At 63.8% G+C, this 16,495-nt stretch carries 15 protein-coding genes; 9 read left to right on the plus strand and 6 right to left on the minus strand.

Translation table 11 applies throughout. From position 1 onward, the window contains the following. Nucleotides 1-15: 15 nt before the first annotated feature. The 6 genes from ABZ728_RS14410 to ABZ728_RS14435 all read right to left on the minus strand — a co-directional run bounded on the left by ABZ728_RS14410 (nt 16) and on the right by ABZ728_RS14435 (nt 6,519). A complete protein-coding gene (locus ABZ728_RS14410; RefSeq protein WP_366656908.1) occupies nt 16-333 on the minus strand; it encodes a type II toxin-antitoxin system RelE/ParE family toxin in 318 nt (105 codons plus the stop codon). Next, nucleotides 330-611: a type II toxin-antitoxin system ParD family antitoxin gene (locus ABZ728_RS14415; protein WP_366656909.1), complete on the minus strand. Its 282-nt coding sequence runs from the start codon at nt 609-611 to the stop codon at nt 330-332. Before ABZ728_RS14415 ends, ABZ728_RS14410 begins: the two co-directional genes overlap by 4 nt. A gap of 88 nt (nt 612-699) precedes the next feature. Continuing rightward, on the minus strand, nt 700-1,623 hold the full coding sequence (locus ABZ728_RS14420; protein WP_366656910.1) for an NAD(P)-dependent oxidoreductase: 924 nt from the start codon (nt 1,621-1,623) through the stop codon (nt 700-702). An 8-nt stretch (nt 1,624-1,631) separates the two neighbouring features. Next, nucleotides 1,632-3,344 (minus strand): gamma-glutamyltransferase, encoded by a 1,713-nt coding sequence (locus ABZ728_RS14425; RefSeq protein WP_366656911.1) that lies wholly within the window; start codon nt 3,342-3,344, stop codon nt 1,632-1,634. A gap of 22 nt (nt 3,345-3,366) precedes the next feature. Beyond that, nucleotides 3,367-5,385, minus strand: coding sequence for a TRAP transporter fused permease subunit (locus ABZ728_RS14430; RefSeq protein WP_366656912.1), 2,019 nt, complete (start codon nt 5,383-5,385; stop codon nt 3,367-3,369). 108 nt (nt 5,386-5,493) lie between these two features. Then, nucleotides 5,494-6,519, minus strand: coding sequence for a TAXI family TRAP transporter solute-binding subunit (locus ABZ728_RS14435; RefSeq protein ID WP_366656913.1), 1,026 nt, complete (start codon nt 6,517-6,519; stop codon nt 5,494-5,496). Between the two features lie 183 nt (nt 6,520-6,702). Here ABZ728_RS14435 and ABZ728_RS14440 point away from each other — a divergent pair, with 183 nt between their 5' ends. The 9 genes from ABZ728_RS14440 to ABZ728_RS14480 all read left to right on the plus strand — a co-directional run bounded on the left by ABZ728_RS14440 (nt 6,703) and on the right by ABZ728_RS14480 (nt 16,491). Then, nucleotides 6,703-7,296, plus strand: coding sequence for an XRE family transcriptional regulator (locus ABZ728_RS14440; protein WP_366656914.1), 594 nt, complete (start codon nt 6,703-6,705; stop codon nt 7,294-7,296). 31 nt (nt 7,297-7,327) lie between these two features. Beyond that, nucleotides 7,328-7,987, plus strand: a complete 660-nt coding sequence (locus ABZ728_RS14445; RefSeq protein WP_366656915.1) for a phosphoribosyltransferase family protein — start codon at nt 7,328-7,330, stop codon at nt 7,985-7,987. Between the two features lie 178 nt (nt 7,988-8,165). Continuing rightward, nucleotides 8,166-9,185 (plus strand): N-acetyltransferase DgcN, encoded by a 1,020-nt coding sequence (gene dgcN, locus ABZ728_RS14450; RefSeq protein WP_366657199.1) that lies wholly within the window; start codon nt 8,166-8,168, stop codon nt 9,183-9,185. Further along, on the plus strand, nt 9,182-10,183 hold the full coding sequence (dgcA, locus tag ABZ728_RS14455; protein ID WP_366656916.1) for an N-acetyl-D-Glu racemase DgcA: 1,002 nt from the start codon (nt 9,182-9,184) through the stop codon (nt 10,181-10,183). Before dgcN ends, dgcA begins: the two co-directional genes overlap by 4 nt. 119 nt (nt 10,184-10,302) lie before the next feature. Next, nucleotides 10,303-11,790, plus strand: coding sequence for an alpha/beta hydrolase (locus ABZ728_RS14460; RefSeq protein WP_366656917.1), 1,488 nt, complete (start codon nt 10,303-10,305; stop codon nt 11,788-11,790). A gap of 28 nt (nt 11,791-11,818) precedes the next feature. Continuing rightward, nucleotides 11,819-13,516: an adenine deaminase gene (gene ade / locus ABZ728_RS14465; RefSeq protein ID WP_366656918.1), complete on the plus strand. Its 1,698-nt coding sequence runs from the start codon at nt 11,819-11,821 to the stop codon at nt 13,514-13,516. Nucleotides 13,517-13,622: 106 nt separating this feature from the next. Beyond that, entirely contained in the window at nt 13,623-14,591 is a 969-nt protein-coding gene (gene dctP, locus ABZ728_RS14470) for a TRAP transporter substrate-binding protein DctP (protein WP_366656919.1), read from the plus strand. 98 nt (nt 14,592-14,689) lie between these two features. Next, the gene (locus tag ABZ728_RS14475; RefSeq protein WP_366656920.1) at nt 14,690-15,214 is read left to right on the plus strand and encodes a TRAP transporter small permease; all 525 of its coding nucleotides are present in this window, start codon (nt 14,690-14,692) and stop codon (nt 15,212-15,214) included. A gap of 2 nt (nt 15,215-15,216) precedes the next feature. Then, the gene (locus ABZ728_RS14480) at nt 15,217-16,491 is read left to right on the plus strand and encodes a TRAP transporter large permease (protein ID WP_366656922.1); all 1,275 of its coding nucleotides are present in this window, start codon (nt 15,217-15,219) and stop codon (nt 16,489-16,491) included. Nucleotides 16,492-16,495 lie beyond the last annotated feature (4 nt).

Raw genomic sequence — 16,495 nt, forward strand, 5'->3', positions numbered from 1 at the left:
AGGTACAGCCGAAACTTATTCGATGGTACCATCCCGGTCTTGCGCTCTCCAGTTGCGCCCACCATAGAATACCCGGAGAATCGTGACGCGGTCGGCATCCACGGAGAACGCGATCGTCACCCGGCGCTCGAACCCCACAACACGAAGGCCCGGCCTCACGTCGTCGCGGCGACTACCTCGCTCGGCAGCATGTGCAAAGCCTTGGCAGAAAGTTTCAATCCGCTCAATGTAAGACAGGGCAGTCGAGGGCGTCGCGGCGGTGGCGATCCATTCGTAGAGCGAGAAGATGTCGTCCCTGGCTTCGGGCGCAAAGGTGACCTGGCGCGATTTCAAGAGCGCTGAGAACGCGATCCGGTGTGATGCGCGCGGAGTTCGTCAAAGACCCGTGACGCCGGAATCCCGCGATCAGGATCCTCGTACATTGCATCGTAGGTGGGGGCGACTTCCTCTCGCAGCCAGCGATCCACGGCCGCCTCGCGCTCCTGAAGCGCACGCAGACCTGCCCGCACAACCTCGCTTGCCGAAGCGAATGCACCCGAGGCGACCATGCGGTCTATATAGGCGGCGTAATCGTCGGGTAGACTGACAGTGCGTTTCGATATTCCGGGCATTCGGCACCTTTCGTAAAGTATGACATTATCATACTGAGACCTCGGCCCGGGGTCAAACATCCTGCCCGCCGTCTGTCCGCCCTTGACTTCACGCTCGCAAGTGCTCGGCCAGGCGGTCGACGGCCAATTGCAGAAGATTGCGTGCCGCATCGGCGGTGTTGAACCCGGCATGGGCGGTGAGCGTCACGTTGGGCAGTGCCGTCAGCGGGTGCCCGGCGGGAAGGGGTTCGGTCTCGAACACATCGAGCGCGGCATGGCCGGGACGTCCCTGCTGCAGGGCAGCGATCAGGGCCTGCTCGTCGATCAGTCCGCCGCGGGCAGTGTTGACCAGAATTGACCCCGCCTTCATCCGCGAGAATTCCGCCGCGCCCAACATGTGACGCGTCTGCGCTGTCAGCGCCAGATGCAGCGACAGCACGTCGGCGCTACCGATGGCCTCGTCCAGCGACACGGCGCGGCAGGGAAGCGAGCCGGGAACCGCGCTTCGCGACCAGGCCCGGACATCCATGCCCAGCGCGGCCCCCAGTGTGATTGCCTCGCGTCCGATCGCACCGGCGCCGAGCACGCCGAGGACCCGCCCGGACAGCGCCATGCCGCGCATCGGCTGCCAGCGGCCCGCGCGAATTCCGGCATCCATTTCGGTGATCCGGCGCGCGCCCGCGAATGCCAGCGCAATGGCGTGTTCAGCGACGCTGCGGCTGCCATAGTCGCGGATGGTGTCGACATCGATGCCCAAACGCTCGGCCGCGGCCATGTCGATATAGCTGGACGCGCCGGTGCCGAGAAAGATGATCCGGCGCAGATCGGCGCATCGTTCCAGGACGCCGGCCGGCATCGGCGTATGCCCGTTCAGGGCGACGGCTACACCGTCGAGCAGCCGGGGCAGGTCGTCGGTCTTCGGGTCGCCGTCGTGGATTTCCAGGTTCGGAACCGCAGAAGCCGCGCCATCATCGATCAGCGCCCGCATATCCGGTGAACAGTCGATGAACAGGCTGCGCTGTGTTTCTGGCATTGGGCGAACTACCACCCGACCGCGCCGGAGGGGCGGCGATGATCCGCGGCGGCATGCAGACCGCCATCCGCCGTCGGGACAATCGCGCAGATCGCCCCGGCCAGATGCGTGTGATCGGGCCATGCCTTGACGTCGTGGCCGCGCGCGGCAAGGGCATCGCGCACCGCGACGTCGATGCGGCCTTCGACGCAAAGACGGCCGGGGAAGCTGTTGTGCGGTTCGAACGTGCCGGGGAAACTGTAGCTGGCGATGCGCGGTGCTTCGGCGGCCTCCTGCGGCGCCATACCGAACACCTTCAAATTCAGCAGGAACTGCGCCATCGCCTGCACCTGGACATCGCCGCCGGGTGTGCCGAACGGCATGGCACGTCCGGCGTCGTCGACGAATATCGCGGGATTGGGGGTCAGTCGCGGCCGTTTCCCCGGCCATACGCCGGAGGGATGCTGCGGGTCCGCCCAGCTTGCCGATCCGCGGGCCGAGGGGCACAGTCCCGTACCCGGAATGACCGGACTGTTATAGGACACGTCGCTGGGCGTGGCGGAAAAGGCGTTGCCCCAGGCATCAACCGCGCAGCAATAGGATGTGTCGCCGTGATGGCTCCACCTTTCCGCCCCCGCCGACGGATCGGTTGTGGATGTGCGCCGGGTGCCGAACCCATCGTCGCCAAAATCGCCGGGCGCGGGCATGTCCGGGGCGGCGCGATCACCGATCTGGCGGCGGCGTTCGGCGGCATAGTCCACGCTGAGTAATCGGTCGAGCGGCACGTCAACGAAATCCGGGTCGCCGAAATAGCGATCGCGATCGGCGAAGGCGAGCTTGATCGCCTCGGCAACGATATGCAGGTGCTCAACGCCGTTGTGGCGCGTTCCTTGTAGGGCGGCGGTGTCGATCAGCGCCATGGTCTGGGCCAGGCTGGGTCCCTGACACCAGGCGCCGCAGACCGACAGCGTGCCGCCAGCAAAGGCGGTCTGGACGCCGGTCTCGACGGCAACGCTGTGTTCCGCGAGATCGGCGGCTGTCAGCAGCCCACCGTTCTCGGCGTGATAGCGGACGATGGCAGCGGCAATGTCGCCCTGGTAGAACGCGCGCCACGCTGCGGAAAGTCCGGCATCGCGCCCCTTGTTCGCGGCGGATCGCTCTTCGTCGGCCATATACTGCAGCGTGCGGGCCAGATCGCTCTGGACGAAGCGCGACCCGACCGGGGGCGGTGCGCCGTCGGGAAGATAGATGGACCGATTGGCCTCCCAACGGGCGTACTCGTCCTGGTGTTCGGTGATGATGCGGTGCATGAACGGATGCATGGCGAAGCCGTCGCGGGCGTGGCGGATTGCCGCCGCCGCGACGTCGGCGAAGGTCATCGTGCCGAACCGGATCAGCGCCTCGATCCAGGCGGCGGGGGCGGCGGGAATGACAGTCCGCAATATGCCGCTGGGCACATGGCCGCCGTGTTCGCGCATGAACAGTTGCGGGTCCAGCCCGCGCGGCCAGCGGCCGACACCGTCGATCGTCGTGATCTTGCCCGTTGCCGCCTCTCGAAACATGATCGGCGCCACGCCGGCGATATTGACGTAGTCGCTTTGGACGACGCCCAGCACCAGACCGGCGGCGACCCCGGCATCTGCGGCATTGCCCCCGCCGGCCAGGACATCGTGTGCGGCGGTCGATGCCAGATAGTGACCCGCAACGGCCATATGGCTGTACCCGACTACGGGCGGCTTCATGGTTTCCACGGCACGATACCCCTTAATGCAATTGCTCGCTTGGCCGCCCCAGGCCCGGACCCGCGCGTTCATTGCGGGTGCGCAGGACCTGAAGGACCAGCACGCCGGCGAATATCGCGACCGCCGCTATGGTCGTCCAGTTCGAGGGCGCCAGCAGCCCGACGGTGACGGGCACCAGCAGAATGCGTTCCGGGATCGACAGGCGGGTCAGCATATAGCCCTCGACCGCCATGTTGATCGCGACCAGACCCAGCAGCACCAGAACGGTCGTCAGGATCTGCGTTACCAGCGTGGCGTCGATGCCCAGGATTTCCGGGCGCAGCACGAACATGAACGGCAGCACGAAGCCCGGAACCGCCAGCCGCATGGCGATGAACGCCGTCCGGAAGAACGGCGCCTGCGCGATATTCGCCGCGATCAGGCAGCCGACCGCAACCGGCGGCGTGATCGCCGACATGTTGGCGAGATAGAAGACGAAGAGATGCGCCGCCAGCAGCGGTACGCCCAGTTCGACCAGCGCCGGAGCGCCCAGCAGCGCGACCAGGATATAAGCCGCCGATGTCGGCATGCCGACGCCGAACACCAGACAGGACAGACCGGCGATCAGCATCAGCGGAACCAGATTGCCGCCGGCGATCTCAAGCATCATGTACGACAGCTTCTGGGCGAAGCCGGTGGCCACCAGCATTTCCACCATGATCGAGATGACCGCAACGACCACTGCCACTTGCGCGCCGCTTCGTGCCCCTGATGCAAGGCCGTTCAGAATGTTCGCTGCGAAAGTGCCGAGGCCGGCGACAGGATTGCTCAGGTTCAGGACCAGCCGCTTGATCAGTTCCAGTGCAATGACGGCCAGCACGGCATACAGCGCGGCGGAACTGGCCGGCAGGCCCGCCATCAGAAGCCAGATCAGCAGCACCAGTCCGACGACGGGGTGCGCATAGAGGAGAAAGGCCCGGCCGAGTGAAATATCCGCGAGCGGCAGGTCGGCCGACATATCGTCGACCGCGTTGCCGGCGGCGTTGATGTTGCTGCGCACGGCCTGGATATGGACCGCCGCCATCAGATAGGCGAAATAGATGATGGCCGGGAAGACCGCCGCCGCCATGACCTCGACATAGGGAATGCCGGTAATGCCGACGATCAGGAAGGCCGCCAGCCCCATTTTCGGCGGCGTGATCTGGCCGCCGGCCGATGCGACGGCCTCGACTGCGCCGGCAAAAGTCGATTTGAAGCCGAACCGCTTCATCAGCGGGATCGTGAAGGCCCCGGTCGACGCGACATTGGCCATGGTACTGCCGGACAGCATGCCCATGAAGCCGCTGCCAATGACGGAAGCCTGCGCCGGTCCGGCGCGCGATCGTCCGGCCAGAGTGAAGGCGACCTTCATGAGCAGGTCCAGCCCGCCGGTGCCTTTCAGCAGGCCGGCGAATATCATGAAAATGAAGATCGTATTCGCGGAGACGCTGGTCAGCGACCCCAGCAACCCGCGGAAATAGGGGATGGAGGTATAGCCGATCAGCCGTTCGAGGCTGATGCCGTTGTGGTAGAACAGGTAGCCGGGGAAGATGTTTCCGAAATAGCCGTAGAGCAATCCGAGCACGGCGATTGCCGGGATGATCCAGCCCCATTCCCGGATCGAAACGAAGATCGCCAGTGCCATCATCAGCACGGCGACGATCATATCCGGCGTATTGGGCAGAAATGTCCGCTCGTTGACCAGGCTGGGATAGGCGAAATGGATGTAGAACAGCGGGACGAGCGCGAGAAGCGACAGGCCCGATAGCAGGCGCCGGTCGCGTTTTCTCTCGGGCGGGATACTCTCAAGCAGGCCCAGCAGGCAGATCAGGATCGCCAGATTCAAGTGGAGACTGGTGAACTGCCCGCCCGCCACGATCCGGGCGTCCAGCTGGATCATGTGGAAGATCGCGGTGGCCGCGGCGACGACGCCGAGGATCAGCGTTACAACAGGAGACGCGTGCGCCGGTGGATGAAAGATGCCGGCGAGGCGGCTGATCGTGGAATCGCCCGGAGGTGACATGATGGTCTGCTGTCCCGCAATGGCTATGCCGCTTGACTGGCGGCGGGCGCGGCCGGCGATGGTGCCGGCCGCGCTCCGATATCGATCGTGGTTCGAGTCCGGGGCTTATCAGCCCTCGGCGATGGTCAGTTCGTCGCGCCAGACGCCCTGTTCCTTGAAGTATTGCGCCGATCCGGGATGCACCGGCATGCTGTCCATGAGATAGCGGACGGCGAAGTCCAGATCGATATTCTCCAGCTCCATGGAGATGTTGCGCACCTCTTCAGCGTTGTCGAACACCGCCTTGGTGATCTCGTAGCCCTGTTCGGCGGTCACGCGCGGATGGGCCGCCAGCAGGCCGACCGACGCCGTGCAGGCGGTCGGTTCGGACACGCCTGTCCAGCGCTCGGGCACGACTTCATAGGCCATGATGCCGGCATTGACTTCGTTCGCGTGGGTGATGGCATCCTGTGGCCAGCCGAGACCGCGGACATCGACCGATGCCTGCAGTTCCTGCATCAGCGGCGACGGACTGCCACCGGCCAGCAGACCCGGACAGCAGTCGATGGCGCCTGACAGGAACGCGTCATAGGTTTCGCGCCACGAGCCGTAGGTCCAGTCGATGTCGTCTTTGACGCCGAGGAATTCGGTCATCATTTCCCAGGTGCGCCGGGTAGAACCGCCGGCGGTGCTGGGGCTGACGCGATAACCGGCCAGATCGCGGGCCGTCTGGATGTCGCTGTCGGCGCGGACGATCGGGATCGTTGCCCACAGGGTATAGGCGAACATCTGGCTCATTTCGATCGGGCTGCCGAACCGGCCTTCACCGGCGGTCGCCGCCGGCCAGTCGGTCGAGGCGCTCTGGCCCATATCGATCATGCCTTCGCCGATAAGCTGAAGGTTCTCCGCGCCACCCGACGTCGACATCGACGACGTGCGCATGTCAGTATGCCGGTTTACGACGGCCGAAATTGATTCGACAATAACGTAGCCGGTTGAACCGAGGCTGGCCGAGCCGAACACCAGATTTCCCTGCTGGGCGGCGGCCAGGCCGGAGAAGCCACCCATTAAGACCGGCGCTGCCGCCAGTCCGGCGGTCGATTTCAGTACCTGACGGCGCGATAGATCGGGCGTCCAGAATTTGCGGTTTGCCATTGATTGTATCTCCCTGTGCAGCGGATAGGTCGAGCCGCGAGCATGCGGCAAAGCCCGGATCGAACTTTCACCTGCATGAATTTATCGATGAATTTTTTAACGGTATGAAGGTATGGTCTCTACGTCAAGCGATCATGAATGCCATGATCTGATTTGAAAGATTCGATTGGGGTGGAGCGCCGGATGAGCGTTTTTCGGGAAAATGAGATCGATCCGCGTGACTGGACGTTGGGGCAGAAGCTGCGCGCACGGCGCAAGGCGCAGGCGATGTCGCTGCAGCAGGTTTCCGAAGCGTCGAAAATTTCCGTCGGCGGACTGAGCCAGATCGAGCGGGGGCTGTCATCGCCCTCGATCCGCGATCTTCGGGCGATTTGCGCCGCGCTGAGCATTCCGATTTCCACATTGTTCGATGGCGATGGCCCGGCGGATCCCGACGAGACCGGGCTGATCGTGCGCCGCCGGGACCGGAGATTTTTCGATTTCGGCACAAAGGGCATGAGCAAGACGATGCTGGTGCCCGATCTCGATCGGAAGCTCCAGTTTCTGGAAGTCGTCATGCGGCCCGGCGGCGGATCGGGCGAGCAGCTCTACAATCACGACGGCGAAGAATGCGGCCTGATTCTCGAAGGCACGATGGAACTGACCGTGGACGATAAATGCTATTACCTTGAACCGGGTGACAGCTTCGCCTTCGAAAGCATGCGGCCTCACGGTTTTCGCAATCCCGGGCAGGAAACCGTGCGCGTGTTGTGGATTACGACACCGCCAATCTACTGATCCGGCGGGGGAATTTCCCAAAGGGGTTTCCATGGCGCAGTTTCGAGATCGAGATGATGCGGGCCGGCAGCTGGCAGAGGCGCTTGCCCGGTATTCCGGACAGGATGCGGTGATCCTTGCGCTGCCGAGAGGCGGCGTTCCCGTAGCCGCGAGAGTGGCCGAGGCGCTGGCAGCGCCACTGGATCTGGTTCTCGTCCGCAAGATCGGCTTGCCGGCACAGCCGGAACTTGCCATCGGCGCGGTCGTCGACGGCGATGATCCGCAGACGGTACGTAACGAGTCGCTGATCAGGGCGACCGGCACGACCGAGGCGGTGTTTGCCCAGGTCCGGGACCGTGAATGCCGCGAGAACGAAAGCCGGCGGCACCGGTATATCGGCGATCGGCCGCGCGCGCCGGTGGCGGGCCGCATAGCCATCGTTGTCGATGACGGGGTGGCAACCGGCGCGACCGTCCGGGCTGCTTTGCGGGCGATCCGGAAGCAGGGGCCGAGGGAGCTCGTGCTCGCGGTGCCGGTGGGTGCCCCGGATGTCATCGAAGATCTGCGCAACGAGACAGATACGATCGTATGTCTGGCGACGCCGCCGGATCTTGGCGCGATTGGCTATTATTATGACAGCTTTGATCAGGTGACCGATAATGCGGTCATTGCTATCCTGGCCCGGCACCCGGCAAATGATGGGGGCCAGTGACGGGGGCCAGTGACGGGGGCCAGTGACGGGGGCCGGTCACGGGGCCGCGCCGATGCATTTGCTTAGCAGACATCGTTGTCGCTAAACTGCGCGGCTGTATGGTATTGCGGCGCAAGAAGGCGCTCGGGCTCCGCCTGGGCCGGCCGTCCCGTTAAGAAGAAAACCAAGGAGTTCGATGGTGGAGATCCGGCAACCTTATCTGATGTTTCTCGGCGATGCGCCGGACCAACTCGCCGCCAAGACGGCCAAGGGCGTCGCATATTGGCGCCCTGATGCGTGCATCGGGCAACTCCGCCTCGAAGGCTGCAAGGCGGATCTCGGCCTGCCGGATATGAGCGTCGAGGAAGCGGCCGAGAAGGGGGTGAAGACCCTCGTCATCGGCGTGGCCAACCGGGGCGGCCGCATCGCGCCGACCTGGGAACAGACCATGCTCAAGGCGCTCGATCTCGGCATGGATATCGCCAGCGGCCTCCACAAGAAGGTCGCCGATATCCCGTCTGTCCGGGAAAAGGCGGCGAAGCTGGGACGCTCGCTGTTCGATGTCCGTCACCCGACCAATGATTTCGAACTTGGAACCGGCGCCCCGCGCACCGGGCGCCGGGTCCTGACCGTCGGCACCGATTGTTCTGTCGGCAAGATGTTTGCCTCGCTGGCGCTTGAGGACGAACTGAAGAAAAGGGGCGCGAACGCTGATTTCCGCGCTACCGGCCAGACGGGTATTTTCATCGCCGGATCGGGTGTTTCCGTCGACGCCGTGATCTCGGACTTCATTTCCGGCGCGGTCGAGGCCATCGCGCCGGAAAACGACCCCAATCACTGGGATCTGATCGAGGGGCAGGGGTCACTCTTCCACGCATCGTTTGCCGGCGTTTCGATGGGGCTTATCCACGGGGCCCAGGCCGACTATCTGGTCATGTGCCATGAACCCGGCCGCCCGCACATGCGCGGACTTCCGCATTACGGCCTGCCCGACATCGCCGAGGCCATCGCGCTGAACGAACGCTGCGCCCGGCTGACCAATCCAAGGGCGAAAGTCGTCGGCATCGCCTGCAATACGTCGGCAATGTCCGAGAGTGAGGCAGAGAGCACGCTGGCGGCGCTGGCAAAGGAATTCGGCATGCCGGCGGTCGATCCCGTGCGCACCGGCGTGGCATCGATTGTTGATGCGATGCTCGCCGATGCAGGAGAAACCGCATGACGGCCTCGGCGGACAACCGACGCAGCATGGATTGCCGACAGGTATCGTGGCCGATTCGGGGCTCGTTTGCGATCTCCCGCGGGAGCCGGACGACGGCCGAAGTCATCGAGGTGAGCATCTCGGAGGCCGGTACCGTCGGGCGCGGCGAATGCGTGCCCTATGGACGGTATGGCGAAACTCTGGACTCTGTCGCCGAACAGATCGGCTCTGTTGCCGATGCGGTGGGCGGTGGTATGGACCGTGCCGCGCTGCTGTCGGCCCTGCCGGCCGGTGCGGCGCGCAACGCTGTCGATTGCGCGCTCTGGGATCTGGAATGCAAGCTCTCGGGCCGCCGGGCGTACGAACTCGCCGGGTTGTCGACGCCAGCACCGGTCATCACAGCCTATACGCTTAGCCTTGGTACCGTCGAATCCATGGGCGAAGCGGCCAGGGCGGCGGCGCACCGGCCGCTGCTCAAGCTGAAGTTGACGGGCGATGGCGATATCGATCGTGTGGCGGCGGTGCGGGACAATGCGCCCGACAGCCGCATTATCGTCGATGCGAACGAGGCCTGGACGCCGCGCCACCTCGCGGACTATCTGGCGCCGATGAAGGCGCTGGGCGTGGAGATGATCGAGCAGCCGCTGCCGGCCGGCAAGGATGAGGCGCTTGCGGACATCGATCCGGTCGTCCCGCTTTGCGCCGATGAAAGCTGCCATGACAGCGCATCGCTGGACGCCCTGGTCGGCAAGTACCAGATGATCAACATCAAGCTCGACAAGACCGGCGGTCTGACCGAGGCGCTGGCGCTCAAGCAGGCGGCCCGCGATCGGGGCTTCCGCATCATGGTGGGCTGCATGCTGGGGTCGTCGCTGGCCATGGCGCCGGCGGTTCTGGTCGGGCAGGGCGTTGACGTCGTCGATCTGGACGGACCGCTGCTGTTGGCTCAGGATCGCGATCCGGCACTTACCTATGATGAGTCCGGGGTTCATCCGCCATCGGCCATACTCTGGGGATGACAGGAGCCTTTCCTGGTCCGGCAGGCTGGCGCAGGCTGTCGGGTGCGGCCATAGGGGCGCTGGCAATAGGGATGGTTGGATGCGAGTCCGGCGGCAGCGATGCGCCCGGTGATGTTGCCTTGTCCGAAAATGGCCAGGCCCTCCGGCACGTTCCGACGTTCGAACCGGCGGATTGCCGGTTCGCGATCGCCGCCGACCTGGATATTCGATGCGGGCTGGTCAGCGTGCCGGCCCGACGGGACGTTGCCGATCCGGCCTTTATCGATCTGGCGGTAACAATCTTTCCTGCCGTGGACGGGACTGGCGCCCGGCCGCCGGTTATCTTTCTGGACGGTGGCCCGGGTGAGATCGCCTTCTTCGAGGCGGTGGACGGCTATGACCCGTTGGACGACTGGCTGCATATCGCCGACGCGGTCGGGACGGACCGTGATTTCGTGCTGCTCGAACAGCGCGGCGTCGGCTTCAGCGGTCCCGACCTCGATTGCCCGGAACTGGAGGCGGTGGCCGAAGGCGGCGTGATCGATACCGGTGCCATCATAGAGGCCGAAGTGGCGGCGGTCGCTGAGTGCCGGGTCCGGCTGGCAGAAACCCTGGATGAGGTGGCGATAACGACACAGGAATCGGCGGCCGATGTGCTGGCCGTTGCCGATGCGCTGGATGCCGGCCGTTTCGCGCTGATGGGCGTGTCCTATGGTTCGCGGCTGGCGTTGGAAGTGATGCGGCAGGCGCCGGATCGGGTCGAGGCGGCGGTGCTCGATTCCGTTTATCCGCCCAGCGTGAACTGGTTCGAGCAGGGCGCCGATCTCTATCGTGCCGCATTCGATGCCGTATTCGACGCCTGCGCGGCGGATCGAACCTGTGATGATGTGTTTCCCGATATCGCTGACCGGTTCCATGCAATGCTGGAGGCCGTTCGTCGTGATCCGGTTTCCGTCACCATCGTGGATGAAGAGGGCGGCGAAGAGCGCGCGGCGGTCCTGCTTGACGACGTCGGCACGGTCGAGGGGCTGTTCCTCCTATTGTATGACAGCGATGTGATCGCGGGTTTGCCGTCGTTGCTCGACGGGGTCGCGCCAGCAGACGCAAATGCCGTTGACGAAAATGCGGGCGAACCGGCGATCCTGGCAGAATACATTGACTATCCCCATCTCGGCTCCCGCTCGTCGGCCGAAGGTCAGTATCTGGCGATCGAATGTGCTGAATCGGTCCTGGCGGCGGACGAAGAACGGGTCAATGCGGCTCTTGCCGGCGACGGTCCCTACGAACGGGCGGCCCGGGCGCATTGGGAGCAGATGCGTGCGGTCTGCGGGGCGTGGAATGCCGCGCCTGCGCCCCGCCCTGCGCCCGTTTCCGTGGATGTTCCCACGCTGCTTCTGACCGGCCGCTTCGACCCGGTGACGCCGGTACGCTGGGCGCGGGATCTCGCGCGCGGCCTGCCGCAGTCGATGTTGCTGGAATTTCCCGATGCCAGTCATTCGGTCATGACCAGCAATCCCTGTGCACTCAGAACCGCCGCGGCCTTTCTGGAACGCGGGACGACCGACGAAGCTTGCCTGGCGGAACGCCGGCCCGTTACCTTCGTTACCGACAGGCAATTCAGACCCTGACCGGCGGAGCGCGCAGGAGACCGACGTTATGGACAAAGAGTCGCTGAAACGGGTCGTGCGGGTCGCTCGCGGCTACGAACCGGCCGATCTGGTAATCCGCAACACCCGGTTTCTTGACGTCATATCCGGCGATCTGGTCGAGGGTGATATTGCAGTCGTCGAAGATCGAATCGTCGGCACCTGCGACCAGTACAAGGGACGGCGCGAACTGGACGGTCGCGACCTGATCGCCGTTCCCGGCTTCATCGATACCCACGTCCATTGCGAAAGCTCGCTGGTCACGCCGATGGAGTTCGACCGCTGCATCCTGCAACGGGGCACGACGACGGCGATCTGCGATCCGCACGAGATCGCCAACGTGCTGGGAATCGAGGGCATCGATTATTTCCTGGAAGCCGCCCGTCACACACTGATGGATCTTCGGGTTCAACTGTCGTCCTGCGTTCCGGCGACCGCCTTCGAAACCGCCGGCGCCGAACTGGATGCTGCCGCACTGGTGTCGCGTCGGGGACACGACAAGGCCCTCGGCCTGGCGGAGTTCATGAACTTCCCCGGCCTGCTGAACGGCGACGACGGGGTGATGGAGAAGCTGGCGGCGTTTCAGGACGGCCATATCGACGGTCACAGTCCGCTTCTTCGCGGAAAGGACCTGAACGCCTATCTGGCGTGCGGTGTGCGCACCTGTCACGAAACCACCGGTATCGACGAGGCGCGGGAGAAACTGCGCAAGGGCATGCATGTCCTGATCCGCGACGGCAGCGTTTCCAAGGACGTCCACGCGCTGGCGCCGCTGATTTCCGCCGACACGTCGCCACTTCTGGGTTTTTGCACCGACGATCGCAACCCGCTCGACATTGCCGAAGAAGGCCATATCGATCATCTGATCCGTACCGCCATCGAACTGGGCGCGCCGGTGCGCGATGCCTATCGCACGGCGTCGTGGTCGGCGGCCCAGGCATTCGGCCTGCGCGATCGCGGTCTGATTGCGCCGGGCAAACGCGCGGACATCGTCCTGGTGTCGGATCTGGAAACATGCAGCGTCCGGCACGTCATCGCCGCCGGCCAGCCGGTAATGCCGGAAAGCTTTCAGCGCGACGCGGGACCGGCGCCGGTCGGCATGCAGTCCGTGCGTCTGGACAAGGTCGATGCCCCGGCCATGTCCACGCCGGCCGACGGCCCGACGGGATCGGTCATCGGCATCGTTCCCGGCCGCATCATCACCGAGCATCTGACCGCAACACTGCCTTTCCGCGATGGATGCCGGCATGCCGATACCGGTCAGGACCTGCTGAAGATCTGCGTGTTCGAGCGCCATGGCCGCAACGGGAATGTCGGTCGTGGCTTCGTGCGCGGGTTCGGATTGTCGGGCGGGGCGTTGGCGTCGTCGGTCGGGCATGACAGCCACAATATTTGCGTCGTGGGCGCCGACGACGGCGACATGGCGGTTGCCGTCAATCGACTGATCGATCTGGGCGGCGGCTTTGCGGCCGTCCGGGACGGGCAGGTGGTGGCCGACCTGCCATTGCCGATCGCCGGCCTGATGTCGGACCGGCCGTTCGAGGAAGTCGAGGCTGCGCTTCGACGGCTGCGTGATGCCGTCCGCGACATGGGCTGCGCGTTGTCGGAACCGTTCCTGCAACTGGCGTTCCTGCCACTGCCGGTTATCCCGCATCTGAAGATCACCGACATGGGCCTGTTCGACGTCGACCGGTTCGAACTGATCTGATTTCACTCCTGATCCACCTTGATAATACGATTGCAGGCGAACATAATGGAAATTGGATACATCTATCCAATCTTACCGAAAATGGCATTCTCAGGAGGCGGATTCGATGAAACTTGGATTGGCAATCGGTGTCGGCGTCGCGGCATTCGCCGTCACCGGCACGGCGGTCGCGACGGAGACACTGCGGTTCGGCCATGTCTACACGACCGATCGCCGCGATCATCAATGTGCGGAGACATTCGCCTCCCGTATTTTCGATCGAACCGAAGAGCGCTACCAGATCGACGTCTATCCCAGCAGCCAGTTGGGCGGCGAAGGCGAGCTTCACGAGGGCCTGGCGCTGGGGTCCGTTGATCTGGCGATTGTGTCGGCGCCGTTCATGGCGGCGGCTTACGCCCCGATCTCGCTGGAATCCGCCGCCTTTGCGTTCGAGGATTACGACCACTGGATGCGCTACGCCGAAAGCGATCTGCGCGAAGAACTGGCTGACGGCTATTTCGAAGCCGTCGGCAACAAGATCGCCTCGGTCCATTATCAGGGTGCGTGGCACGTACTGAGTGAAGAGCCGATCGAGACACCTGACGATATGGCCGGATTGCGCATGCGCGTTCCCGATGCCGAGCCGTGGCTGGTCTTCCCTCGCGCCGTCGGCGCGGAGGCAGCGCCCATCGCCTATGCCGAAGCCTATCTGGCCTTGCAGCAGGGTGTTGTCGATATCATCGACCAAGGGCTGGCCGGTGCGATGACCATGCAGTTCCACGAAGTCCGGCCGGTGATCAATATGACCGGGCATTTGGCGATCGCCGCGCATACAGTGATCGGCGCACCCTTGTGGAATCGACTCAGCGAAGAAGACCAGGAAATCTTCATCGAAGCAGCACAGGAAACCGCGGCCGAGTGCAGCAATCTTGTCTACGAGGACGAGGCCGCACTGCTTGAGGAATTCGAAGCCCTCGGCGTCACGCTGGTGGAAGTTCAGCGTGAATTGTTCGTCGAAGCCGTCGAAGAGTATTTCGCCGAGAATGATGTCGGTTGGACCGAAGATCAGTACGCGCGCCTTCAGGAACTCCGCTAACCTGAACCCCCACCAAGGCCAGTCGGAATGCCCCGTGCATCCGGCTGGCCCTGTCAATTGCGCGGCGGCTCATCATCCGCATTTTCCGGATCGATGACATGCCCGATAACGACGACGGGTGCCAGATGCAAAACGATGCGGGCGGCGACAGGCTTCTGCGCCGGTATACGATCGAAGACTGGGTCGCCTTCTGCGTCTTCTGGGCGCTGACCCTCGTCGTCTTCATGCAGTTCAGTTCACGCTATCTGGGACTTGGGTCCGCGTCGTGGACGGAGGAGGGCGCGCGCTATCTTCTGATCATGCTTGCGTTTTCCGGGGGCGCCCTGGCGGTCCGGCGGCGGAGCCATGTGGCCATGACGCTCATGCATTCATGGCTGCCGCCCGGCGTCAGAGCCAAGGTGGAAATCCTGATCGGACTCGCCAACGTCGCGTTCTATGGTCTGGCTGCCTGGCTGGCCTGGCAGGTCGGCGTAACACAGGGCGTGCAGCGGATGGCGTCTCTCGATTTCCCCTTGAGATATGTTTACTGGACCATTGCCCTGTTTCTGGCATTGCTCACTGCCCGGGCCGCGATTCAGGTCGCTTCGGATTTCAGAAAAACAACCGTGCGGTCGGGGAGCTAGATATGGCCATCATCCTGTTCGCCGCGCTGTTCGGCCTGATCCTGGTTGGCGTTCCCGTCGCCATTTCGCTCGGCCTGTCGTCGTTCCTGGTCTTTTCCCTGAATCCGATACCGGCGCCGGTGGCCATGCACCGGTTCGTGAATGGCCTCAACAGTTTCCCGCTGGTGGCAATTCCGCTTTTTGTCTTTGTCGGCTATCTCATGAATGCCGCCAGGATCACCGACCGGATCTTTGCATTCGCCCGCGCTTCTGTCGGATGGATGCGGGGCGGACTTGGCCATGTGAATGTCGGCGTTTCCGTCATTTTCTCCGGCATGTCGGGCACGGCGGTTGCCGATGTCGGGGGTCTCGGGGCGATCGAAATCAAGGCGATGCGCGACGCCGGCTATGACCGGGATTTCGCGGCGGCGATAACCGGCGCTTCGTCCGTGATCGGCCCCATCATTCCGCCCAGCCTGACGCTGGTCGTCTTCGGGGTGCTGGCCTCGACCTCGATCGGCCAGCTGTTTCTGGCCGGCGTCGTTCCGGGCCTGCTGATGGCGGTATCGCTGATGGTCATGGTCTGGTGGTTCGCCAGACGGCGCGGGTATCCGCGCGATCAGGCCTTCTCGGTCTCCGTTCTGTGGTCGTCGTTCCGGCGGGCCTTCCTGTCCCTGTTGACGCCCGTGATCATCATCGGCGGCATCATGTTCGGCGTCTTTACACCGACGGAAGCCGCGACCGCCGCCGTGGCGTATGCGCTGTTCCTGTCGATCGTGGTCTATCGAACCGTCGGCGCCCGCGATCTGGTCGAAATCACGATGGACACGGTGGAGACCACGGCGGTCATATTGCTTATCGTCGGCGCGGCGTCTGTCTTCGGCTGGATACTGACGACCGAGCGGATTGCCGTCCATGTCACGGAATGGGTGACGGGCATTACCGAGAACAGGATACTGATACTGATCGGCATCAATCTGATCCTGCTGGTGCTGGGGCTGTTCATGGAGCCGATCGCGGCGATGACGATCATCGTTCCGATCCTGTTACCGATCGTTGCCGCCATCGGCCTCGATCCCGTTCAGTTCGGCATTATCGTGGTTCTGAACCTGATGCTGGGCCTGTTGACGCCGCCGGTCGGCCTTATCCTTCACGTGCTGTCCAAAGTCGGAGACATGCCGTTCGAACACTGCGTGAGGGCGGTTCTTCCATTCTTCATTCCGTTGGGCATCGTACTGATACTGGTCACATTCATTCCGGCCGTCAGCCTTTGGCTGCCGACGCTGGTATATCGGTGATGCA

Origin of the sequence: Fodinicurvata sp. EGI_FJ10296 (assembly GCF_040712075.1) — a bacterium.
Classification (GTDB): Bacteria; Pseudomonadota; Alphaproteobacteria; order DSM-16000; family Inquilinaceae; genus JBFCVL01.